General features: G+C 74.3%; 20 protein-coding genes, 7 tRNA genes and 1 pseudogene. 16 read left to right on the top strand and 12 right to left on the bottom strand.

Annotation, left to right across the window (positions count from 1 at the left end):
* Positions 1-56 precede the first annotated feature (56 nt).
* Positions 57-1,289 (top strand): uroporphyrinogen-III C-methyltransferase, encoded by a 1,233-nt coding sequence (gene cobA, locus NRO40_RS04585; protein ID WP_058942936.1) that lies wholly within the window; start codon positions 57-59, stop codon positions 1,287-1,289.
* Between the two features lie 134 nt (positions 1,290-1,423).
* Positions 1,424-2,242 carry a TrmH family RNA methyltransferase gene (locus tag NRO40_RS04580; RefSeq protein ID WP_058942937.1) on the top strand — a complete coding sequence of 273 codons (819 nt, stop codon included), beginning with the start codon at positions 1,424-1,426 and terminating at the stop codon, positions 2,240-2,242.
* A gap of 60 nt (positions 2,243-2,302) precedes the next feature.
* Here the strand turns inward: NRO40_RS04580 and NRO40_RS04575 are convergent, their stop codons facing one another.
* Positions 2,303-3,553 carry a serine/threonine-protein kinase gene (locus tag NRO40_RS04575; protein ID WP_058942938.1) on the bottom strand — a complete coding sequence of 417 codons (1,251 nt, stop codon included), beginning with the start codon at positions 3,551-3,553 and terminating at the stop codon, positions 2,303-2,305.
* Positions 3,554-4,157: 604 nt separating this feature from the next.
* Between NRO40_RS04575 and NRO40_RS04570 the strand changes: the two are divergent.
* Positions 4,158-4,366: pseudogene (locus NRO40_RS04570) on the top strand (hypothetical protein).
* 279 nt (positions 4,367-4,645) lie between these two features.
* Here NRO40_RS04570 and NRO40_RS04565 read toward each other — a convergent pair.
* From NRO40_RS04565 to NRO40_RS04545, 5 genes are all read right to left on the bottom strand, one after another.
* Positions 4,646-4,717: transfer RNA gene (locus NRO40_RS04565), tRNA-Val, on the bottom strand.
* Positions 4,718-4,765: 48 nt separating this feature from the next.
* Positions 4,766-4,837: transfer RNA gene (locus tag NRO40_RS04560), tRNA-Val, on the bottom strand.
* Positions 4,838-4,864: 27 nt separating this feature from the next.
* Positions 4,865-4,936, bottom strand: a tRNA-Val gene (locus NRO40_RS04555).
* A 1-nt stretch (position 4,937) separates the two neighbouring features.
* Positions 4,938-5,011 (bottom strand) — tRNA-Cys (locus NRO40_RS04550).
* Positions 5,012-5,048: 37 nt separating this feature from the next.
* A tRNA-Gly gene (locus tag NRO40_RS04545) sits at positions 5,049-5,121 on the bottom strand.
* 203 nt (positions 5,122-5,324) lie between these two features.
* On the opposite strand from NRO40_RS04545, the gene NRO40_RS04540 reads away from it, so the two are divergent.
* From NRO40_RS04540 to NRO40_RS04530, 3 genes are read left to right on the top strand one after another with little or no spacing between them, the layout of a single operon-like run.
* Complete coding sequence (locus tag NRO40_RS04540; RefSeq protein WP_058942940.1) at positions 5,325-6,383, top strand: chorismate-binding protein; 1,059 nt, start codon at positions 5,325-5,327, stop codon at positions 6,381-6,383.
* A gap of 1 nt (position 6,384) precedes the next feature.
* Positions 6,385-7,197: an aminotransferase class IV gene (locus NRO40_RS04535; protein WP_058942941.1), complete on the top strand. Its 813-nt coding sequence runs from the start codon at positions 6,385-6,387 to the stop codon at positions 7,195-7,197.
* A 43-nt stretch (positions 7,198-7,240) separates the two neighbouring features.
* Positions 7,241-8,017, top strand: coding sequence for a GNAT family N-acetyltransferase (locus tag NRO40_RS04530; RefSeq protein WP_058942942.1), 777 nt, complete (start codon positions 7,241-7,243; stop codon positions 8,015-8,017).
* 16 nt (positions 8,018-8,033) lie between these two features.
* Here the strand turns inward: NRO40_RS04530 and NRO40_RS04525 are convergent, their stop codons facing one another.
* Positions 8,034-8,552, bottom strand: coding sequence for a DsbA family protein (locus tag NRO40_RS04525; protein WP_058942943.1), 519 nt, complete (start codon positions 8,550-8,552; stop codon positions 8,034-8,036).
* A gap of 167 nt (positions 8,553-8,719) precedes the next feature.
* Here NRO40_RS04525 and NRO40_RS04520 point away from each other — a divergent pair, with 167 nt between their 5' ends.
* Together NRO40_RS04520 and NRO40_RS04515 are read left to right on the top strand one after the other, a co-directional pair.
* Positions 8,720-9,151 carry a hypothetical protein gene (locus NRO40_RS04520; protein ID WP_058942944.1) on the top strand — a complete coding sequence of 144 codons (432 nt, stop codon included), beginning with the start codon at positions 8,720-8,722 and terminating at the stop codon, positions 9,149-9,151.
* A gap of 240 nt (positions 9,152-9,391) precedes the next feature.
* Entirely contained in the window at positions 9,392-9,544 is a 153-nt protein-coding gene (locus NRO40_RS04515) for a hypothetical protein (protein WP_198549370.1), read from the top strand.
* A 35-nt stretch (positions 9,545-9,579) separates the two neighbouring features.
* Here the strand turns inward: NRO40_RS04515 and NRO40_RS04510 are convergent, their stop codons facing one another.
* The gene (locus NRO40_RS04510) at positions 9,580-10,137 is read right to left on the bottom strand and encodes a CGNR zinc finger domain-containing protein (RefSeq protein ID WP_058942946.1); all 558 of its coding nucleotides are present in this window, start codon (positions 10,135-10,137) and stop codon (positions 9,580-9,582) included.
* A gap of 363 nt (positions 10,138-10,500) precedes the next feature.
* Positions 10,501-10,914 carry an SsgA family sporulation/cell division regulator gene (locus tag NRO40_RS04505; RefSeq protein ID WP_003959770.1) on the bottom strand — a complete coding sequence of 138 codons (414 nt, stop codon included), beginning with the start codon at positions 10,912-10,914 and terminating at the stop codon, positions 10,501-10,503.
* Between the two features lie 199 nt (positions 10,915-11,113).
* On the opposite strand from NRO40_RS04505, the gene NRO40_RS04500 reads away from it, so the two are divergent.
* The 4 genes from NRO40_RS04500 to NRO40_RS04485 all read left to right on the top strand — a co-directional run bounded on the left by NRO40_RS04500 (position 11,114) and on the right by NRO40_RS04485 (position 12,392).
* Positions 11,114-11,614, top strand: coding sequence for a TIGR02611 family protein (locus NRO40_RS04500; RefSeq protein ID WP_058942947.1), 501 nt, complete (start codon positions 11,114-11,116; stop codon positions 11,612-11,614).
* A gap of 63 nt (positions 11,615-11,677) precedes the next feature.
* Positions 11,678-11,752: transfer RNA gene (locus tag NRO40_RS04495), tRNA-Val, on the top strand.
* A 79-nt stretch (positions 11,753-11,831) separates the two neighbouring features.
* On the top strand, positions 11,832-12,281 hold the full coding sequence (locus NRO40_RS04490) for an SRPBCC family protein (RefSeq protein ID WP_058942948.1): 450 nt from the start codon (positions 11,832-11,834) through the stop codon (positions 12,279-12,281).
* Between the two features lie 39 nt (positions 12,282-12,320).
* Positions 12,321-12,392: transfer RNA gene (locus NRO40_RS04485), tRNA-Val, on the top strand.
* A gap of 70 nt (positions 12,393-12,462) precedes the next feature.
* Here the strand turns inward: NRO40_RS04485 and NRO40_RS04480 are convergent.
* Positions 12,463-13,191, bottom strand: coding sequence for a 3'-5' exonuclease (locus tag NRO40_RS04480; RefSeq protein WP_058942949.1), 729 nt, complete (start codon positions 13,189-13,191; stop codon positions 12,463-12,465).
* A 152-nt stretch (positions 13,192-13,343) separates the two neighbouring features.
* Here NRO40_RS04480 and NRO40_RS04475 point away from each other — a divergent pair, with 152 nt between their 5' ends.
* The 4 genes from NRO40_RS04475 (at position 13,344) to NRO40_RS04460 (ending at position 17,793) form a co-directional block, all read left to right on the top strand.
* Positions 13,344-13,904 carry a DUF4365 domain-containing protein gene (locus tag NRO40_RS04475; RefSeq protein ID WP_058942950.1) on the top strand — a complete coding sequence of 187 codons (561 nt, stop codon included), beginning with the start codon at positions 13,344-13,346 and terminating at the stop codon, positions 13,902-13,904.
* Positions 13,901-15,076, top strand: a complete 1,176-nt coding sequence (locus tag NRO40_RS04470) for a hypothetical protein (protein WP_408057073.1) — start codon at positions 13,901-13,903, stop codon at positions 15,074-15,076. Before NRO40_RS04475 ends, NRO40_RS04470 begins: the two co-directional genes overlap by 4 nt.
* 106 nt (positions 15,077-15,182) lie before the next feature.
* The gene (thrS, locus tag NRO40_RS04465; RefSeq protein ID WP_058942951.1) at positions 15,183-17,162 is read left to right on the top strand and encodes a threonine--tRNA ligase; all 1,980 of its coding nucleotides are present in this window, start codon (positions 15,183-15,185) and stop codon (positions 17,160-17,162) included.
* Positions 17,163-17,232: 70 nt separating this feature from the next.
* The gene (locus tag NRO40_RS04460) at positions 17,233-17,793 is read left to right on the top strand and encodes an HIT family protein (RefSeq protein WP_058942952.1); all 561 of its coding nucleotides are present in this window, start codon (positions 17,233-17,235) and stop codon (positions 17,791-17,793) included.
* 68 nt (positions 17,794-17,861) lie between these two features.
* Here NRO40_RS04460 and NRO40_RS04455 read toward each other — a convergent pair whose 3' ends face one another.
* Together NRO40_RS04455 and NRO40_RS04450 are read right to left on the bottom strand one after the other, a co-directional pair.
* Positions 17,862-19,484, bottom strand: coding sequence for a hypothetical protein (locus NRO40_RS04455; RefSeq protein ID WP_058942953.1), 1,623 nt, complete (start codon positions 19,482-19,484; stop codon positions 17,862-17,864).
* 210 nt (positions 19,485-19,694) lie between these two features.
* Positions 19,695-21,908: an elongation factor G-like protein EF-G2 gene (locus NRO40_RS04450; RefSeq protein WP_058942954.1), complete on the bottom strand. Its 2,214-nt coding sequence runs from the start codon at positions 21,906-21,908 to the stop codon at positions 19,695-19,697.
* Between the last annotated feature and the right edge of the window lie 144 nt (positions 21,909-22,052).

The raw sequence follows: 22,052 nt of genomic DNA, 5'->3' as shown, positions 1-22,052 counted from the left end.
CTTCACCGTCGCAGTGGCCCCGCAGCCGCACCATCCGCCGAGGAGACCACACCGCCATGGTCGAGCACGCCGAGCAGCCCGCCTACCCCGTCGGACTCCGCCTCTCCGGGCGCCGGGTCGTCGTCATCGGCGGTGGCCAGGTCGCCCAGCGCCGCCTTCCGGCCCTCGTCGCCGCGGGCGCCGACGTCACGCTCGTCTCGCCCTCCGCCACCGCCTCCGTCGAGGCCATGGCCGAGACGGGGGAGATCCGCTGGGAGCGCCGCCGGTACGAGGACGGCGACATCGCCGACGCATGGTACGCGCTCGTCGCGACGAGCGACGCCGAGGCGAACGCCCGTGCCTCCGCCGAGGCGGAGCGGACGAAGACCTGGTGCGTACGGGCCGACGACGCCGAGGCGGCGACCGCCTGGACCCCCGCGACGGGCCGGGTCGAGGGCGTCACCGTGGCGGTCCTCACCGGCAACGACCCGCGGCGCTCCGCCGCCGTGCGCGACGCGGTCGTGGAGGGGCTGCGGGACGGCAGCCTCGCCGCCCCGCAGCACCGCTCCCGGACGCCGTTCGTGGCGCTCGTCGGCGGGGGACCGGGCGACCCCGACCTGATCACGCTGCGCGGCCGCCGGCTCCTCGCGGAGGCCGACGTCGTGATCGCCGACCGGCTGGGCCCGCGCGACCTGCTCGACGAACTTCCCCCGCACGTCGAGGTGATCGACGCGGCGAAGATCCCGTACGGCCGGTTCATGGCCCAGGAGGCGATCAACAACGCCCTGATCGAGCACGCGAGGCGGGGCAGGTCGGTGGTCCGCCTCAAGGGAGGTGACCCGTTCGTCTTCGGCCGGGGCATGGAGGAGGCGCAGGCGCTCGCCGAGGTGGGCATCCCCTGCACGGTCGTCCCCGGCATCTCCAGCTCGATCTCCGTCCCCGGCGCCGCCGGGATCCCCGTCACGCACCGGGGCGTCGCCCACGAGTTCACCGTGGTCAGCGGGCACGTCGCACCCGACGACCCCCGCTCGCTCGTCGACTGGGCCGCCCTGGCGAAGCTCAGGGGCACGCTCGTCATCCTCATGGGCGTGGACAAGATCGGCCGCATCGCCGAGGCGCTCGTCGCCCACGGCAAGGACCCGGCCACCCCGCTCGCCCTGGTCCAGGAGGGCACGACCGCCGCGCAGCGCCGCGTGGACGCCACGCTCGCGACCGTCGCCGAGACGGTACGGGCCGAGGACGTCCGTCCGCCCGCCGTGATCGTCATCGGCGACGTGGTCCACGAGGGGCCGCAGAAGCAGGGGCGGTAACCCTCCCCGAGCCCTGGGCGCCGCCCCACCGGGCCGGCGCCCCAGTCCCCGGCCCCAGAACCAGTCCCAGCCCCAGACCACCTCCGGGTGGCGCCGTACGGCGCCACCCGGGCACCCCCCACCGAGGCAGCACCGTGGCAGAGATCATCACCCTCGACGACCCCGACGACCCGCGCCTGCACGACTACACGGGCCTCACCGACGTCGAGCTGCGCCGCCGCCGCGAACCGGCGGAGGGGCTGTTCATCGCCGAGGGCGAGAAGGTCATCCGCCGGGCCCGGCAGGCCGGCTACGCGATGCGGTCGATGCTCCTGTCGGCGAAGTGGGTCGACGCCATGCGCGACGTCATCGACGAGGACCCCGCCCCGGTCTACGTCGTCCACCCCGACCTCGCCGAGCGGGTGACCGGCTACCACGTCCACCGGGGCGCGCTGGCGTCCATGCGGCGCGAACCGCTGCCGGAGGCGTCGCGGGTGCTGGCGACCGCCCGTCGCGTGGTGGTCATGGAGTCGGTCAACGACCACACCAACATCGGCGCCATCTTCCGCAGCGCCGCCGCCCTCGGCATGGACGCCGTCCTGCTCTCCCCGGACTGCGCCGACCCGCTGTACCGGCGCTCGGTGAAGGTCTCGATGGGGGCGGTCTTCTCCGTCCCGTACGCCCGGCTCGACGCCTGGCCGCGGGGCCTGGACGCGGTGCGCGACGCCGGGTTCCGGCTGCTGGCGCTGACGCCCGGCGAGGACGCCACCCCGATCGACGAGGCGGCCCCGCACCGGCTGGACCGGGTGGCGCTCATGCTGGGCGCCGAGGGCGACGGCCTGACGGAGCGGGCGATGCGGGCCGCCCACGAGCGGGTCCGCATCCCGATGGCGCACGGCGTCGACTCGCTCAACGTCGGCGCGGCCGCGGCGGTGGCGTTCTACGCCGTGACGGCGGGCCGCCCCCAGCCCTGACCCGGCCACCCCCGGCCCTGACCCACCGGGCCGTCCGCGGCCCCGACCCACCGGCCGCGCTCAGCCCTGGAGGGCCTGCGCCCCGGCGATCCCCAGCAGCACGACCAGGGTCACGACGACGAAGACGAACAGGCGCTGCCGCAGCAGCCGCGGATTCGCGGGCCTGCGCAGCCCCGAGGACGCCCCCGCCCCCGTACCGGTCCCCGGGCCGGTCCTGCGGGGGCCCGTGCGCGGGCCGGTGCGCGGCCCCGGGTGCGACGCGTTCCGCCGGGGCCGCGAGGAACCGCCGGTCCGCGATCCCTGCCCGCCCTGGTGTCGCGGCGCGGGGGTGCGCTGCGCCGACCGCTCCGGGTACCGCTCCGTGGGCCTCGGCTGCGCGCGACCGCCCCGCGGCCCCGTGGAACGCTCGGCCCGGGCCAGGCGCTCCGCCCGCTCGGGCCGGGGCGCCGGGGGCCGCCCGTCCGGCGGCTGGGGCGCCATGCCGAGCCCCTGTGCCTCCCGCGCGGCGATCTCCTTCAGCCGCAGGGAGAGCTGGAGCGTGGTGGGCCGCTCCTCGGGCTCCTTGGCGAGGCACGCCCGCACCAGCGGCGCCAGGGCGTCCGGAACGCCCTGCAGGTGGGGCTCCTCGTGCACCACGCGGTACAGCAGCACCTCGGAGCTGCCGTGCCCGAAGGGCGAGTCGCCCATCGCCGCGTACGCCAGGGTGGCGCCGAGGGCGAAGACGTCGGTCGCGGGGGTGACGGTGGCGCCCCGCACCTGCTCCGGCGCGAGGAACCCGGGCGAGCCCACCGCCGTGCCGACGTGGGTGAGGGTGGAGGCGCCGGTCGCCCAGGCGATGCCGAAGTCGATGATCCGCGGGCCCTTGGGGGAGAGCAGGATGTTCGACGGCTTCAGGTCCCGGTGCACCACACCGGCCTCGTGGACCGCGACGAGCCCCTCGGAGAGGGCGGCCCCGATCGCGGCGACGTCGGCCGCCGACAGCGGCCCCTCCTCGGCGATCTTGTCGTGCAGGGAGGGGCCCGGTACGTACTGCGTGGCGAACCACGGGCGGTCCGCCTCCAGGTCGGCCGCGACCAGCCGGGCCGTGCACCCGCCGCGGATCCGCCGCGCGGCGGACACCTCGCGCGCGAAGCGCGAGCGGAACTCCTGGTCCTCGGCGAGGTCCGGCCGGATCACCTTCAGCGCCACCCGCTGTCCGCGCCGGTCGGAGCCGAGGTACACGACCCCCATGCCGCCCGCGCCGAGCCGCCGGTGCAACCGGAACGAGCCGACGACACGCGGGTCCTCGCGCCGGAGCCGCATCATCGCCATGTCCGTCCCCTACCTGCCGTGGGGAGCTCCCCACCCCGCCGTCGCGGTCTTCTGACGCCGCCCAGCTTACGTACCCGGACCCGGGTGCGCTCATAGGCCGCGCCCTCACGCCCCGATCGATTCCCCGTCCCGAGCGCGCCGCCTGAGGCCGGCTCAGGGACCCTCGGCGGGCGGTCCCCTGGGTCCTACGGACGATCAATACGCTTGATCGGCAAGGGGGTTGGCCCGCGGTCCGGGTGCTCCGCCCGCCGCCCGGTCGGGGGGCCTCCGCACGGGCCGGTGGGGGAGGCGTGAGGACCCCCACGCGCACCCCGGAGGGACGTGAGCGATGTCACCCGCGCGCCGGGCGGCGCCCCCCTGCGCCCCGCGCGCCGTCCGCTCCTCGACGGTCTTCCCTCCGGGAGGACCCCGGGGCGCGGGGCCGCCGTCTCCACCCAGGGGAGTACGCGCCCCGGGGGGCCTCCTCCTGGAGGAGGCCCGGCAAGGGGTACGACGGCATGACGCCCGGGCTGTCCCGTTTCCCTAGGGTTGTTGTCGAGCGGTGGGTGCAGCACTCGTCCCCCGAGGTCCGACACCCGCCGCCGCAGACAGACGGGAGAGGGCCATGGCGGACACGGCACCGCGGACGCCGGTCCGCACGCTGGGGCGGAAGGCGTCGTACGTCTCGTCCGACGGCCGGCCGTCGGGCCGCCGCCACCCCTGGTGGCGACGGCGATGGTCCTCCCCCTCGCCACCCTGCTGGTCGTCGTCTTCGGCGGCTGGGAAGCGGTGGTGACACAGGCGTCGTCCGTGGGCGTGATGCTGGGGCGCTGAGCGGCGCTCCGGGCCCGGGAGAGCGGCCCGGGCCGGGGACATCCGGCCATACAGCCCCGTGGGGACGGGGGTGCGGCGGACGGCAGTGGCGGTGGGTCGGCTGGGGAGCCGCCCACCGCCACTTCTTCACGCCCGAACGTCCGGCCGCCCTGCCCCGCCCGGCTCGCCCTGCCCGCCGCGAGCCGGGCGCACCCGCCGCGCCGGTCCGGGGGCCGCCGCTCGAGGTCGCCGTACGACGGAACCCCCGTCCGCGCGAGGCGGACGGGGGTTCCGGAGGTGTGGACGATACTGGGATTGAACCAGTGACCTCTTCCGTGTCAGGGAAGCGCTCTCCCGCTGAGCTAATCGTCCTCGGGGCCGGGGCACCGTGACAGATCGTACGGAACCGCGGGCACTGCGTGCGCGATACTGGGATTGAACCAGTGACCTCTTCCGTGTCAGGGAAGCGCTCTCCCGCTGAGCTAATCGCGCGGGAACCGCTGCTACCAGCGGTTTCAGTGGACGATACTGGGATTGAACCAGTGACCTCTTCCGTGTCAGGGAAGCGCTCTCCCGCTGAGCTAATCGTCCTTGGAGGTGGAGACGGGATTTGAACCCGTGTAGACGGCTTTGCAGGCCGTTGCCTCGCCTCTCGGCCACTCCACCCGGAGTGTGCGGGGTCTCGGGAAGATCCCCCACGTCGAGCGGACGACGAGATTCGAACTCGCGACCCTCACCTTGGCAAGGTGATGCTCTACCAACTGAGCCACGTCCGCCTGTCTTTTTCCGGCCCGCTTCCGCGTCCCGGCGACGTGTTGAACTCTAGCGGATTCCCGGGCCAGTACAAAAACGCGTTTCCGCAGCGTGCTGCCCCGCCATCCGGCGCGTCCCGGTTCCGCGCCACCACCGGCCCCCGCGCCGACCTGCGCCCACGGCTCCCGAACGGCCCCGGCGCGCCCCCCGCCCTACACTCGCATCCGTGCACGACCTCGCTCCCCTCGCCCGCTTCGGCGGCCTCGTCGCGACCGACCTGCGGGACGTCACCAGCGACCCGGAGGCCCTCGACTCCTCCGGCTTCTGGGCCGTCGCCGCCGATTTCGAAGGCCGCCTCACCTGCGCGCGCTTCGGTGACGTCCGGCCCGAGCCGGTGCCCGCCCCCGTGCCGGGCCGATGGCGCGGCCCCGCGGCGGGCGACTGGACCTCGTCGCTCGACCGGGCGGCGTACACCGCGGGCGTGCGCCGCATCCGCGAGCACATCGCTGCCGGCGAGGTCTACCAGGCGAACCTCTGCCGGGTGCTCTCCGCGCCCCTCCCGCCCGGCACGGCGGACGCCGCCGACGTGGACGCCCTCACCGCACTGCTCGCCCGCGGCAACCCCGCCCCCTATGCGGGAACGATTCGCCTGCCCGCGCACGGGGTGGAGATAGCCACCGCGTCGCCCGAGCTGTACCTGCGGCGCGACGGCCGCGCGGTCGAGTCCGGCCCGATCAAGGGCACCGGCAGGACCGCGGACGACCTGCTGGAGAAGGACCACGCCGAGAACGTGATGATCGTGGACCTGGTCCGCAACGACCTCGGCCGGGTCTGCGCCACCGGGACCGTCACCGTCCCCCGGCTCTGCGCCGTCGAGCCCCACCCCGGCCTCGTCCACCTGGTCTCCACCGTCCGCGGCGAGCTGGCCGCCGGTGAGGGCTGGGCCGGGCTCCTGGGCGCGACCTTCCCGCCGGGCTCGGTCACCGGCGCCCCGAAGTCCAGCGCCCTGCGGATCATCCGGGCGCTGGAGACCGAGCCCCGGGGGCCGTACTGCGGCGGCGTCGGCTGGGTCGACGCCGACCGTCGCACCGGGGAGCTGGCCGTCGGCATCCGCACGTTCTGGCTCGACCGGCGCGAGCGCGGCGGCGTCCTGCGCTTCGGGACCGGGGCGGGCATCACCTGGGGGTCCGACCCCGAGCGGGAGTGGCAGGAGACCGAGCTCAAGGCGGCGAGGCTGCTCGCGGTAGCGTCGGGCGTCCACGAGGCGAGCGGAAGGACCATCTGACATGAAGGTGTGGGTCAACGGCGGGCTGCGGGACGCGGACACCGCGACGATCTCCGTCCTCGACCACGGCCTGACCGTGGGGGACGGGGTCTTCGAGACGCTCAAGGCGGTCCGCGGCCGGGCCTTCGCCCTCGAACCCCACCTCGACCGGCTCGTGCGCTCCGCGCGCGGCCTCGGTCTGCCCGACCCCGACCTGGACGAGGTCCGCCGCGCCTGCGCCGCCGTCCTGGAGGCGAACCCGATGCCGCTCGGCCGGCTGCGCGTCACCTACACCGGTGGCCTCTCCCCGCTCGGCTCCGACCGGGGCGACGACGGTCCCAGCCTGGTCGTCGCCGTCGGCGGGGCCACCCCGCGCCCGGACAGCACGGCCGTCGTCACCGTCCCGTGGACCCGCAACGAGCGCGGCGCGCTCACCGGCCTGAAGACCACGTCGTACGCGGAGAACGTCGTCGCCCTCGCCCGCGCCCACCGGGCCGGCGCGTCGGAGGCGCTCTTCGCCAACACCGTCGGGCGGCTCTGCGAGGGCACCGGCTCCAACGTCTTCGTCGTCATCGACGGCCGGATCCACACCCCGCCCCTCGCCTCGGGCTGCCTCGCCGGGATCACCCGCCGGCTGGTCGCCGAGTGGACCGGCGCCGTCGAGACGGACCTGCCGATGGACGTGCTGCGGAGCGCGGAGGAGATCTTCCTGACGTCCACGCTGCGGGACGTCCAGGCCGTCCACCGTGTCGACGACCGCGAGCTGGCGCCCGCGCCCGGCCCGGTCACCGCCAAGGCCATGCGCGTCTTCACCGAGCGGTCGGCGCTCCTGTGACGGGGTGATGGCCCGGCGCCCCGGGGTGGGTAGGAGAAGGGTGATGACCACCACCCTGCGGCCGGTCGGGCCGCTCCAGCAGGCCGGCGACGGCACCCGCTCGCGCGCCTACGAGGTGTGCGTGAACAGCCGCCCCGTGGGCGGGGTGCGGATCGCGACGGTACGCACCGCCGACGGGGCCGTCGGCACCATCAGCGACCTGCGCGTCGCCGAGGCGGACCGCGGCCGCGGCCGCGGGACGGTGGCCGCCCTCGCGGCCGAGGAGGTGCTGCGGGGCTGGGACTGCGAGCGGATCCGCGTCTCGGTGCCGGCCGGCGCCGCGCCCGCCCGGCGCCTGGCCGCCGCCCTCGGGTACACCGAGAGCGGCCACCTCCTGCTCAAGGAGCTCGACCGGGCCGACCCCGGTCCGCCGGCCCCCGCGGGGCTGGAGGTCCGGCCGATGACGGCCGCCGAGTTCGCCCCCTGGCGGAGCGCCGCCCCCGGCCGCCGGGAACTGCTCCCCGACGACCCGGCCGCCGGGGGCGCCCGGGTCGACATCGCCCTGCGGGACGGCGTCCCGGTGGGCCACCTGTGGACCGGGTGGCGCGACCTGCCGGCGGGGGAGCGGGTGCCGTACGTCTGGGAGGTGGAGGTCACCGCCACCGAGCGCGGCAAGGGGTACGGCCGCGCCCTCATGCGCCGCGCCGAGGCCGCCGTGCGCGAGGCGGGGGGCCACCGCCTCGCCCTGCGCGTGGACCCCGCGAACGCCCCGGCTCGCGCCCTGTACGCCTCCCTCGGCTACCGCCCGCTCTCCGTCGACTACGAGAAGCGCCTGTACTGAGCCCGGTCCGGCGCGCTCAGCCCGCGAGGAGGCGGTCGGCGATCTCCTCCACGCGCGCCCGCAGCCCCTCCTGGCTCTTCCCGCCGTCCAGCCGCTCCCCACCGATCAGGTACGTGGGCGTCCCGGTGACGCCCAGCGCCTTGCCCTCGGCCTGGTCGGCGTCGACGGCCAGCAGGTGCCGGCCGTCGATCAGTGCGGTGTCGAACTCCTCGTCATCCAGACCCAGTTCACGCGCGACCTCCAGCAGGAACGCCTCGCCCTCGGCGTCCAGCCGCTCCACGCCGGCGAGAACCGCCTCCGCGTACGGCCACCCCCGTCCCTGCGCCAGGGCCTCCTCGGCGGCCTGCGCCGCGGCGTACGCGTGCCGGTGCTTCTCCAGCGGGAAGTGGCGCAGCCGCACATCCAGCCGGTCGCCGTAGCGGGCCCGCAGCGCGCGCAGGTCGTCCAGGGCGGTCCGGCAGTCCGTGCACTGCAGCTCGCACCAGACGTCCAGGACGACGGGCCGCGCGGTGGGATCGGTGGTCGAGTCGCTCATGGGGCCAGTCTCCCAGCCGCGCGGTCCGCGCCCCAACCGGGACCCGGGGCGGAGGGCGACCCGGAGATTCCCCGGAGATGCCGCGCCACGCCCGCCTGGACCGTGGCCGCCGCGCACCCGGCCGATGCAGGATGGAAGGGACGTGACCCCCAGCTCTGGAGGACCGGATGCTCGCCGAGACCATATGCACCGCGGTGGCCGCGGCCGGACTGGGCATCGCGGCCGTCACGGCGTACCGCAGGCGCTTCCGCGCCGCCGTGCGCGTCGCCGCCTACGCGCTCGTACCGCTGGGCCTGGTACTGACCGGCACCGTCCGGTGGCTGGCCGGTACGGCGTTCAGCCCGGCGGCCTGGGTCGGCTTCGGCCTGCTCGGCGCGTCGTGGCTGCTGTTCGCCGGGACCCGGGTCGCCGAGCGCCGCGCGGGTGGCGGCCGTGGGCGGCGCGGTACGGCGGCCGCGGACGGGCCCGAGGCGGGGGCCGTCGCGCCGGGTGCGGCCCGCCCGCCGCTGGACGCCGGGGCCCGGCCGGGGAAGGCGACCGCCGCCCCCGGCGACGACTTCGACGAGATCGAGGCCATCCTCCGCAAGCACGGCATCTGACGCAGCCCGCCCCGCGCGGGAGGGGTCCGCGGGTGCGGCCCGGGGGCGACGCCGGGGCGGTCCGGAGGCGCGGCCCGGGGCGGTCCGGAGGCGCGGCCCGGGGCGGTCCGGGGTGGCGCGGAGGGTGGCGGTGGGAGGCGCCGACATGGCGCTCCACGGAAGAATGAGGCGAACTGCCCTGATTTGGGCGGCCTGTTGGGTCCGGAGCGGCCCGTCGGCTGCGCCATGATCTGCCCCGAGATGCTCGATACCTCGCGGGAGCAGACCCCCGCCACCTCCGAAGAACCGCGCGGCTGCCTGTTCGCGCTCTCCCAGCCACCGCTCATGATCTTCCTGGCGGTGATCGGCGTCCTGCTGCTGATGGCGTCCGTGCACGACCTGTTCCTGCTGTGAGCCCGGCCCGGGTGCGGGGCCGGCCCGCCGACCGGTCAGCCGGCCGCCTCCCTGCGCCGGGCGCGGTAGGCCGCCACGTGCAGACGGTTGCCGCAGGTGCGGCTGTCGCAGTAGCGGCGGGACCGGTTGCGGGAGAGGTCGACGAAGGCGCGGCCGCAGTCCGGCGCCTCGCACCGCCGCAGCCGCTCCCGCTCGCCCGCCACCAGGATGAAGGCGAGGGCCATGCCGCAGTCGGCGGCGAGGTGGTCGGCGACCGAGGCGCCGGGGGCGAAGTAGTGCACGTGCCAGTCGTAACCGTCGTGGTCGGTCAGCTGCGGCGTGGTGCCGGCGGCCGCCACCAGCTGGTTGATCAGCCCGGCCGCGGTCCGCGCCTCGGGCGCCGCGAACACCTCGGCGAACCGGCCCCGCACGGCGCGCACCGCCCGCAGGTCGTGTGCGTCCAGCTCGCCGACGCCGCTGATCTTGTGGCCCTCCACGAACGCGTACAACGACGGCACGTCCCCGAGCGCCTCGCCGCGGCCACCCTCCGGCGCCGTGTTCACGAGGTCGACGACGGTGTCGAGGGCGATCCGGGTGTCGTGGGGGATCAGCACGCTTCCGCTCCCTGGCCTGCCGCGGGCGGGCGCCCGACGGGTTCCGCTGACTCTAGCGGCTCGTCCGCGGCGTCCCCGGCGCGCGCCCGCGTCCCCCGGACGGCGGAGAAATCGCGCCGGGGCGGCGGGGCCGGGGAGCGTCCGCGCCCGGGTGCGCCGGGGGAGCGTGGGTCGCGGGAGGCGTGCGTGCGCGTGCGGACGGGCAGGGACGGCCGGCACCGCGACGGTGCGCGGTGACGGCCACCCTGCCCGTCCGCAGGCTCACCCGTTCCACGGCCGGCTGCCGTGCGGTGGCCGTGGAGGGGTGCCGGCGCCGTCGCCCCGAGTCGGACGGCGCCGGATGGCTCTGGGTCGCTCAGTCGTTCAGCTCTCCGCCAGGATGTGGGAGAGCTCCGTGTCGAGGTCGAAGTGACGGTGTTCGGTACCGGGCGGAACCGCGGCGTCGGTCCGCTTCAGGAACGACTCCAGGGCCCGGGCCGGGGCCTCGAGAAGCGCTTCGCCCTCCGGGGAGCTCAGCGCGATGCAGACGACGCCCTGACCGTGGCTGCGGGAGGGCCAGACTCTGACGTCGCCGGTGCCGGTGGGCCGGTGCAACCCTTCGGCGAGGAGATCACGGGCGAAGACCCACTCGACCGTCTCCTCGGCGCCGGTGTGGAAGGTGGCGTGCACGGCATACGGATCGGCCGTGTCATACCGCAGGCCCGCGGGGACGGGCAGTGAGGACTCACTCGACACAACGAGGCGCAGGTGCAGCTCGCAGCTGACCGTGGTGTTCATAAGCGCCATGGCCTTTCGCTCAGTGTGCGCTCGGGGATTCGCACGTCGGCGAAATCGACATCCCACCTACCGTGCCGTTGTAAACCCCTCTGCCCGTTTTGAGTGGCCTTGGGTACCTCGTTCGGCGGTGTGTAACCGGCGGTTATAGGTCCATTTCGGTAAGCCGCGCGAACCCGGATCGTCAGGTAGGTTGGGCCTTATGCGCGCGGAGAGTGACGAGCGGGAGAGGGTCGCCGGGCCTGCGGCGGCCGGCGGGCCCGCGACGGGGGACGCCCACGGCGGGGAGCACACCAGCGGGACGAGCGGCGTCGGGACGACCGCCGCGGAGCGGCCGCTCGGCTCGCGCGCGCCCGCCTTCGTCAAGGCCAGGCGCACCCTGCACCTCAGCTGGCAGGTCGGGGTCTTCCTCATCGGCCTCGCCGTGGTCCTGGCGGGCGTGCTCATGCTCGTCCTGCCCGGTCCCGGCTGGTTCGTGATCTTCGCGGGCATGGCGATCTGGGCGACGGAGTTCGTCTGGGCGCAGCTCGTGCTCCGCTGGACCAAGCGCAAGGTCACCGAGGCCGCGCAGCGCGCGCTCGACCCCAAGGTCCGGCGCCGCAACATGGCGCTCACCGCCGCCGGGCTCGTCATCGCCGGCGCCCTCGTCGGGATCTACCTGTGGAAGTTCGGCATCGTCATGCCGTGGAAGATCGCCCAGTGACCCGTCGGGCCCCGAACCTGGTCGGCGCACCCGCTGACATGCGGTAATGTTTGCCGTGCGCCCGGGCGATTAGCTCAGCGGGAGAGCGCTTCGTTCACACCGAAGAGGTCACTGGTTCGATCCCAGTATCGCCCACCACCCGGACCGAAGGCCCCGAGGATCCACCGATCCCGGGGCCTTCGGCATATCCGCGCGCGGACGCGGAACACGGTCCGCCATGGACTGGCACCACTACCGCTTCCGCAGCCTCTGGACCCTCCCCGCCCCCGTCACCACGGTCTACGCCGCCCTGGAGCGCCCCGAGGAGTACCCCCGCTGGTGGCCCCAGGTCCGTGCCGCGCACCGCATCGACGGTCGCTCCGGCACCGCCCGCATCCGCTCCGTGCTCCCCTACGCGCTCGCCGTCACCCTCACCGAGCGCCGCCGCGACCCCGCCGCCGGCATCCTGGAGGTGACCCTCACCGGCGACGTCGAGGGCTGGGCCCGCTGGACCGTCACCCCACACCCGACGGTCGGCAGCCGAGCCCTGTACGAGCAGGAGGTCCGCGTCCGCAAGCCCCTGCTGCGCCGCCTCGCCGTACCCGCCCGCCCCCTCTTCCGCGCCAACCACGCCCTGATGATGCGGGCCGGCCGTCGCGGCCTCGCCGCCCGCCTGCGAACGGTTTGAACGAAAGCCCGCGGGACCTGTATGGTTCAGTGCGTTCCCGGGCGATTAGCTCAGCGGGAGAGCGCTTCGTTCACACCGAAGAGGTCACTGGTTCGATCCCAGTATCGCCCACCGAGGAAGGCCGGTCCGCCCAGCGGACCGGCCTTCTCGCGTTCCCGGCCGCCCCGTTCCCGGCCACCGCTCACGCGGCCGCCACCGACTGTCCGGGGCGTACCGGCCACGCCGGGTCCACCTCCTCCTCCGAGCCGTTGCGAGCGAACCACGCCTGCAACCCCCGGGCCTGCGCCGCGTGCCACACCGCCTGCCGGGAGTGCAGCTCCGCCACCGTCAGCTCCTCCAGCCGCGTGGCGAACCGGCGCCCCACCGCGCGCACCACCCCCAGCGCCGCCGTCGCGTCCGCCCCGGCGTCGTGCGCACCGTCCAACGCCACCTCGTAGTGCGCGCACAGGTCGGTCAACGTCCGCCGTCCCTTGCGGTACCGGTCCAGGTGCTTGTCCAGCACCCGCGGGTCCAGCACGCGCAGCGGCGCGTCGTTCAGGTACCGCCCCAGCGACGACGCCCGGTGCCGGCGCAACTCCCGGTCCAGCAACGTCAGGTCGAACGGCGCGTTCATCACCACCAGCGGCCGGCCCGCGGCCGCCTGCTCGGACAGCGCCCGGGCTATCTCCTCCATCACCGGCGCGGGCCACCGCCCGAGCCGCTGGAGGTGATCGTCCGTCAGGCCGTGCACCTCCGTCGCCTCCCGGGGCACCGGCACACCCGGGTTCACCAACCACCGCGTCGTCCGCACCCGGCCACCCTCGGTGTCCTGCACCACGACCGCCGCCGAGACGATCCGGTCCCGCTCCACGTCGACGCCCGTGGTCTCCGTGTCGAAAGCGGCCAGGGGTCCTTCAAACCAGCGCGCCATACCCCGAACTCCTCGTACATCAGCGGCAGATGGTCAGATCCCCTGCCCGAATCGGTGATACCCGGACCGTTTGCCCCGTACGCCGCCCGGTGACAACACACATGAGCAGCAGCTCTCCTGAAGCACAGCCAGCCCGGAAGGCACGAGGAGCCATGGCGCTCGCCGCGCAGCCCGACCCCGGCACCCACCCCGTACCGCCTCTCCGCGGCGACCTCGCGACCACCGCCTGCATGGAGACCCTCCAAGTCGGCTACCTGCACGCGGTCGTGGCCGCCGCCGGCTGCACCCTGTCCCAGCCGTTCCCCGACAACGGCATCGACTGGCACGTCAGCCACAGCGCCCCCGGCCACGCCGTCGACGACGAGGTGACCATCAAGGTGCAGCTGAAGGCCACCTACCAGATCCCCCCGCGGCCACCGGGCCCCGCCTTCTCCTTCACCCTCGACAACGACCACCTGCTGAAGCTCGCCCGCACCCCCGTGGCCGTCCACAAGATCCTCGTCGTGATGCTCGTCCCCCGGGCCCGCGACGACTGGATCGGCGCCGGGCACGACCGGCTCGACCTGCGCCACTGCTGCTACTGGACCAACCTCGCCGGCCACCCCGTCACCGGCAGGCGCCGCACCACCGTCCGCGTACCGACCGCGCGGATCTTCGACGACCGGGCCCTCTGCGGGATCATGACCCGGGTAGGGGCGGGAGGCAGACCCTGATGCACCGACCGACCGACGGACCGGCCCACCCCGAACCGCGCCGCGTCGACCCCCACGTCCTCGGCGCCCTCCTCGACCGCCACGGCTGGCACCGCCGGGGCGGCGCCGCCGGCCACTACACCCGCTGGACCCCACCCGGCCCCGGCACCACCCCCACCAGCCTCCTCATCCCCGACGGCCGCGCCTTCCCCGACTGCGACGACCTCCTCGCCGAAGCGCTCGACGCGCTCGCCCGCAGCACCGCGCCCTCCGCCCGCGACGTCCTCACCGCCCTCGCCGTCCCCAGCGACGAGGTGCGCTGGTGGTGCGGGACCGGCCACGACACCGGCCCGCCCGACCCGCTCGGCGCCCCCGCCGAGGCGGCCCCCTGGACCGCCCAGGACCGGTTGCGCGCCGCCGCCCGCCAGGTCCTCGTCGCCGCCGCCCTCGCCGTGCACGGCCACGCGCGCCACCACGGCGCGCGCCACCGCGACCGCGCCCGCGCGCTCGTCGACGGCGTCCTCGTCGGTACGCCGCCCCCCGCCGGGTGCGGGCTCACCGCCTTCGTCCCCGTCACCCCGGCCCGCCCCGTCACCGAGCGCCTCCACCACGCGCTGCACGCGGCCCGCGAGGCCGTCGACTACCAGCGGGCCACCGGCCGCCCGGACGCCTTCGACACCGCCGTCGCCGCCGGCGTCAGCCGCGAACTCACCGAAGCGCTCGTCGCGCTCGTCCACGGCACCGAGGGCGCCGCCGTCACCCTCGCCTGGGCACCCGCCGCGGGCGCCCCCGCCGGCTGCGCCACCCGCCCCGAACCCGTCGAGTTCACCCCCGGTGACCTGCCCGCCCTCCGCCAGGCCGGCGACCGCTACCTGCGCGACGAACCCTCCGTACCCGCCCGCGTCACCGGCGCGGTCGTCCGCCTGTGCCGCTCCGGCCCCCGCGGCGCGGGCACGGTCCGGCTGCGCGTCCTGTCCGGCGCCGACGTCCCGCGCCTGCGGGTCACCCTCGACGAGGACGCCTACCGGACGGCCGTCCACGCCCACCTGGCCGGCCTCCCGCTGCGCCTCTCCGGCGACCTGGACAGCCGTGCCGGCTTCCGCCGGTTGACCGGCGCGCACGACGTGGAGCCCGTCCCCGTGGACGACGCCGAGCGCGACCGGCTGCTGAAGGCGCTCGACGGGGAGTGCTGACCCGGGCAAACCGTTTCGCGACGGGGGACGCTCGCTCGGTACCATGCGGTACTGCATGCGCGCGCCCCCCTCCCCGGGGCGCTCCCCCTTCAGTCAGGAGAGACCGGTGTCAGACGTCCGTGTGATCATCCAACGCGATTCCGAGCGGGAAGAGCGCGTGGTGACGACGGGCACTACGGCCGCCGACCTCTTCGCCGGCGAGCGCACCGTCATCGCGGCCCGCGTGGACGGCGAGCTGAAGGACCTCGCGTACGCGCCGCGCGACGGCGAGACCGTCGAGGGCGTCGAGATCTCCTCCGAGGACGGCCTGAACATCCTGCGCCACTCCACCGCGCACGTCATGGCGCAGGCCGTGCAGGAGCTGTTCCCCGAGGCCAAGCTGGGCATCGGCCCGCCCATCCGGGACGGCTTCTACTACGACTTCGACGTCAAGGAGCCCTTCACCCCCGAGGACCTCAAGCGCATCGAGAAGAAGATGCAGGAGATCCAGAAGCGGGGCCAGCGCTTCTCGCGCCGCGTCACCACCGACGAGGACGCCCGCGTCGAGCTGGCCGACGAGCCGTACAAGCTGGAGCTCATCGGCCTCAAGGGCAACGCCGCGCAGGCCGCCGACGGCGCCGACGCCGAGGTGGGCGCGGGCGAGCTGACCATCTACGACAACCTCGACGCCAAGACCGGCGAGCTGTGCTGGAAGGACCTCTGCCGCGGCCCGCACCTGCCGACCACGCGGAACGTCCCGGCGTTCAAGCTGATGCGCTCCGCCGCCGCCTACTGGCGTGGCAGCGAGAAGAACCCGCAGCTCCAGCGCATCTACGGCACCGCGTGGCCGTCCAAGGACGAGCTCAAGGCGCACCTCGAGTTCCTCGCCGAGGCCGAGAAGCGCGACCACCGCAAGCTCGGTGCGGAGCTGGACCTGTTCTCCTTCCCCGAGGAGCTGGGCCCGGGCCTCGCGGTCTTCCACCCCAAGGGCGGCGTGATCCGCAAGGTGATGGAGGACTACTCCCGCAAGCGGCACGAGGACTCCGGCTACGAGTTCGTCAACACGCCGCACATCTCGAAGGAGAAGCTCTTCGAGACGTCGGGTCACCTCCCGCACTACGCGGAGGGCATGTTCCCCGCGATCGAGTTCGACGAGCAGAACTACCGCCTCAAGGCGATGAACTGCCCGATGCACAACCTGATCTTCAAGTCGCGCGGGCGCTCGTACCGCGAACTTCCCCTGCGGCTGTTCGAGTTCGGCACGGTCTACCGCTACGAGAAGTCGGGCGTCGTCCACGGTCTGACCCGCTCACGCGGCTTCACCCAGGACGACTCGCACATCTACTGCACCAAGGAGCAGATGGCCGAGGAGCTCGACAAGCTCCTCACCTTCGTCCTGGACCTGCTGCGCGACTACGGCCTGAACGAGTTCGAGCTGGAGCTGTCCACCCGCGACGACTCCGACAAGTTCATCGGCTCGGACGAGGACTGGGCCGAGGCCACCGAGGCGCTGCGCCAGGCCGCCGAGAAGCAGGGCCTGCCGCTGGTGCCCGACCCGGGCGGCGCCGCCTACTACGGGCCGAAGATCTCGGTCCAGGCGCGGGACGCGATCGGCCGGTCCTGGCAGATGTCGACCCTCCAGGTGGACTTCAACCAGCCGAAGCGCTTCGGCCTGGAGTACACCGCGGCGGACGGCTCCAAGCAGCAGCCGGTCATGCTGCACCGGGCGCTGTTCGGCAGCATCGAGCGGTTCTTCGGCGTGCTCCTGGAGCACTACGCCGGCGCGTTCCCCGCGTGGCTCGCCCCGGTGCAGGCGGTCGGGATCCCGGTCGGCGACGCGCACGTGCCGTACCTCCGCGACTTCGCTGAGGAGGCGAGGAAGCGCGGGCTGCGGGTCGAGGTGGACGCCTCGTCGGACCGCATGCAGAAGAAGATCAGGAACGCGCAGAAGTCCAAGGTCCCGTTCATGGTCATCGTCGGTGACGACGACATGAACGCCGGCACGGTCTCCTTCCGCTACCGCGACGGCTCGCAGGAGAACGGCATCGCCCGCGACGAGGCCATCGCCAAGCTCGTCGACGTGGTGGAGCGCCGCGTCCAGGTGTGACCCCGCACCGAGGGGCGGTCCCGGCCACCGGGGCCGCCCCTCGGCGCTTCCGCCGTCACGCCCAGCGAATATGCTGGCCCGCATGACGACTGAGCCGGAGCAGCAGATCGGAGTCGGGACGCCTGACGCGTTCCAGCGCCTGTGGACGCCCCACCGGATGGCGTACATCCAGGGGGAGAACAAGCCGACCGGCCCCGGCGCCGACGACGGCTGTCCGTTCTGCACGATCCCGGCCAAGTCCGACGAGGACGGCCTGATCGTCGCCCGGGGCGAGTCGGTGTACGCCGTCCTCAACCTGTACCCGTACAACGGCGGGCACCTCATGGTCGTGCCGTTCCGGCACGTCGCCGACTACACGGAGCTGGACGACGCCGAGACCGCCGAGCTGGCGCTGCTGACCAAGCAGGCGATGACGGCGCTGCGCACGGCCTCCGGCGCGCACGGGTTCAACATCGGCATGAACCAGGGCAGCGCGGCGGGTGCCGGGATCGCCGCCCACCTGCACCAGCACATCGTGCCCCGCTGGGGCGGCGACACCAACTTCATGCCCGCCATCGCCGGCACCAAGGTGCTGCCGCAGCTGCTCGGCGACACCCGCCGGATGCTCGCCGAGGCGTGGCCGGAGGCCTGAGCCGGGCCCGGCCGGTGTGAGACCGCCGGCCCCGGCGGCGCCCCCGCGCCCCGGGGCCGCTCCGCGGGTCAGGCGTCGTACACGTCGGCCTTACGGGGTGCCGGGTCGGCGGTGAAGTTGCTGCCGGCGAGCGAGCTGGTGTCCACGCCGTGCTCGTCGAGCATCCTGACCGTCGCGGCGTGCACGGCGCGCATGACGGGCGTGGAGGCGCGGATGACGTCGTCCGCCATGAAGCGGTGCTTCCACGGCGGCTCCGCCCAGGCGTGCCGCAGACCGAAGGGCTCGGGCAGGACCAGTTTGCCGCCGAGGAACTCGAGGACCGGCGGGAACCACGTGAGCGGGGCGCGGACGGCCAGCCGCACCACCTCGTTGGTCTCCACGAGGGGGAGCTTGATCTCGCGGGTCTCCCAGAAGCGGACGGTCTTGGAGACCTGCCGGGTCTTCGCGGCGGGCTTGCTCGTGAAGAGGGAGTGGACGGGGCCGAGCGCGTGCCCCGAGACCTCGATGCGCAGCGTGTGGAGCAGGGCGGTGACCGTGACGAGCATCGTCAGGACCAGCTGGCCGTCCCACAGGACGAACTGCACGCCCAGGTAGTGGCGGTTGCCCTTGCCGAACTGGTTCTCGTTGCAGATCCGCTGGATCTCGTGCGGCTTGACCTGGTACATGACCACGTCCTCGCCGTCGGGGCGGGCGACCTCCTTGGCGCCGTCGCCGACGGGCACCACGACCCAGTGGTGGACGGACGGGCTGGGGAAGCCCGTCTTCAGCGAGCCGCGTTCGAGCAGCTTCAGCTGGTCGTGGATGGGCCGTATGACGTCCCAGGTGCGGAAGGCGTGGATCTCCTTGCCGTCGCGGGGCTTCAGCTCCTCCGCGAGGTGCCAGCCGCCCCAGCGCGTGCCCATGCCGAGTATGCCGCGCGGGCCGGCGTAGAAGACGATGTTGGAGCGCTGCTCGGCGGTGAGCTTCTCCAGGGACTGGCGCAGCTCCTCGGCGGCGGTCTCGCCGGGGCTCTGCGGGACGGCCTCGGGGATCTTCGCGGCGACGCCGCCCCCGCTCAGCAGCGCCTCCCAGCGGGTCCGCAGGTCGCGGGCGGTCGTCTCGCAGACGTGCTTGGCGAGGAACCAGCCGGCCACCGGCGCGATGATCGCGGCCCGTACGTACAGCGGCCAGAAACCGTCCAGCGGCAGCTTCCACAGGGCCAGCACGGCGAGCATGCCGACGCCGACGAGGAGGGTGCTGCCGGCGGCGCCGGCCCGCTTGTTGGCGGCGCCGGCCAGCGAACGGCGGATCTGGAAGACGACCAGCCACAGGAGCAGGCCGGGGAGGAACACCACGCCGCAGAGCAGCGTGATGAGCGTCAGGCGCAGGTCCCGCTCCTTGCGGATGCGGTTGGCGGCGAGGCAGTGCTCGACGACCGGCCTCGGGTCGGTGCCGAAGGACTGGATGACCGGCTTGCGGGCGCCGCCGAGCATGCGGGCCACGACGGCCCGGGAGAAGGCCTCGCCGAGGTTGGGTTCGAAGAGGGAGAACTTCCCCTTCTTGACGGTCGACTCGTACCAGGCGTTGTTCGCCTTGAGGATGTCGTCGACCGGGCTGTCGCGGTACGCGGCGGAGGCCAGGGCGTTCGTGGCCACCGCCTGTCCGGCCGAGCCCTGGAGCGGGACCTGTGCCCCGGGACCGAAACTGTCCATTGTCGCCTTCGCCCCCATCGACGCACGTGCCGTGCCGCATCCCTGACCCCGCACTGCGGCCCTGCCCAACTCCGCCGTGTCGCACACCTGCTGAGTGGGGCGCTCCAGCCTATCGGGGAGTCGGCCCGCGCGTCAGTGGGAACCGGGACAGCCGAGGGCCGCCCGCCGGGAGGGGGCCGGCGGACGGCCCGGCCGGTGGCGCCGGTGCGATCAGCGGGGGGCGCCCTCGGGTTCCTCCTTGCGCAGCCGGTCGGCGACGTGCGGCGGCATGGCCTCGTGGCGTGCGTAGGAGCGGCCGAAACGGCCCGTGCCGTGGGCGAGGGAGCGGAGGTCGACGGCGTACCGGCCGATCTCCAGCTCGGGCACCTCGGCGCGGACGAGGGTCCGCCCGGGCCCGGCCTGCTCGGTGCCGACGACGCGGCCGCGGCGGCCGGAGAGGTCACTCATGACGGGACCGACGTACTCGTCCGGGACGAGGACGCGGACCTCGGCGACGGGCTCCAGCAGGCTGACGGGGACGCCCGCGGCGGCCTCGCGCAGGGCCAGGGCGCCGGCGGTCTGGAATGCCGCGTCGGAGGAGTCCACCGAGTGCGCCTTGCCGTCGACCAGGGTGACGCGGACGTCGACGAGGGGGTACCCGGCGGCGACGCCGCGGGCGGCCTGGGCGCGGACGCCCTTCTCCACCGACGGGATGAACTGCCGCGGCACGGCGCCGCCGACGACCTTGTCGACGAACTCGATGCCGGAGCCGGGCGGCAGGGGCTCCACCTCGATGTCGCAGATCGCGAACTGGCCGTGCCCGCCGGACTGCTTGACGTGGCGTCCGCGCGCGGTGGCGGGGGCGCCGAAGGTCTCGCGGAGCGCGACCCGGTGGGGCACGGCGTCGACCTGGACGCCGTAGCGGCCGCGCAGCCGTTCGAGGGCGACGTCCACGTGCGCCTCGCCGAGGCACCACAGGACGACCTGGTGGGTGTCCGGGTTCTGCTCCAGGCGCATGGTGGGGTCCTCGGCGGCGAGCCGCGCCAGCCCCTGGGAGAGCTTGTCCTCGTCGGCCTTGCTGCGGGCCTGGATGGCCAGGGGCAGCAGCGGGTCGGGCATGCTCCAGGGCTCCATGAGGAGCGGGTCGTCCTTGGCCGACAGGGTGTCGCCGGTCTCGGCGCGGGAGAGCTTGGCGACGCAGGCGAGGTCGCCCGCGACGCAGTGGTCCATCGGGCGCTGCTGCTTGCCGAACGGGGAGAACAGGGAGCCGACGCGCTCGTCGACGTCGTGGTCCTCGTGACCGCGGTCGGCGAGGCCGTGGCCGGAGACGTGGACCGTCTCGTCGGGGCGGAGCGTGCCGGAGAAGACGCGGACCAGGGAGATGCGGCCGACGTACGGGTCGGACGTGGTCTTGACGACCTCAGCGACCAGCGGGCCGTCCGGGTCGCAGGACAGGGCGGGGCGGGGCTCGCCGCGCGGGGTGGTGACCTCGGGGGCGGGGCGCTCCAGCGGTGTGGGGAAGCCGCGGGTGATCAGGTCGAGGAGTTCCACGGTGCCCAGGCCCTGCCGGCCGCCCGGGGCGGCGGGCGCGGCGGCGAGCACGGGGTGGAAGCTGCCCCGGGCGACGGCCTTCTCCAGGTCCTCGACGAGCGTCTTGAGGTCGATGTCCTCCCCGGCGAGGTAGCGGTCCATGAGGGTCTCGTCCTCGCTCTCCGCGATGATGCCCTCGATGAGCCGGTTGCGGGCCTCCTCGATCAGGGGGAGCTGGGCGTCGTCCGCGGGGTCCTCGCGCCGCTCGCCGGTGGAGTAGTCGAAGATCCGGCGGGTGAGGAGGCCGACGAGGCCGGTGGCGGGGGCGTGCCCGTCGGCGGCCTCCGGGCCGAGGACGGGGAGGTAGAGCGGAAGCACGGCGTCGGGGTCGTCGCCGCCGAAGAGCTCGCCGCAGACGCGGGCGAGCCGCTCGTAGTCGGTGCGCGCGGTGTCGAGGTGGGTGACGACGATGGCCCGGGGCATGCCGACGGCCGCGCACTCCTCCCAGATCAGCCGGGTCGAACCGGCGACGGCGCCCTCCTCCTGGGCGGCCGAGACGACGAAGAGCGCGGCGTCGGCGGCCCGCAGTCCGGCGCGGAGCTCGCCGACGAAGTCCGCGTAGCCGGGGGCGTCGAGCAGGTTGATCTTGCAGCCGTCCCACTCGACGGGGACGAGGGAGAGCTGTACCGACCGCTGCCTGCGGTGTTCGATCTCGTCGTGGTCGGAGAGGGTGGAGCCGTCCTCCACGCGCCCCGCCCGGTTGACGGCGCCCGCGGTGAGCGCGAGGGCCTCGACGAGGGTGGTCTTGCCGGATCCGCTGTGGCCGACCAGCACCACGTTCCTGATGGAGGGGGGCTGGTCGGCCGTAGCCGCCCTGCCGGCGGCCCCGAGGTGGGTGTGCGCCTTGTCGCCCATGGTTCTTCCTCCCGATCGCTGGTGGACGGTGAGGTGGGGGGCGCGGGCTCGTCATGGGGAGCGGGGCGGGGGCGCGGGGGCCCCGGCCCGGGCGGGTCGGCTCCGGCGGTGCCCGCGGTCGTCCTTCGAGCTTTCCACCCCTCC

This window comes from Streptomyces changanensis (assembly GCF_024600715.1).
Lineage (GTDB): Bacteria > Actinomycetota > Actinomycetes > Streptomycetales > Streptomycetaceae > Streptomyces > Streptomyces changanensis.
Note: the sequence above shows the minus strand (reverse complement) of the source record. Positions and strands in the feature narration are given on the sequence as shown.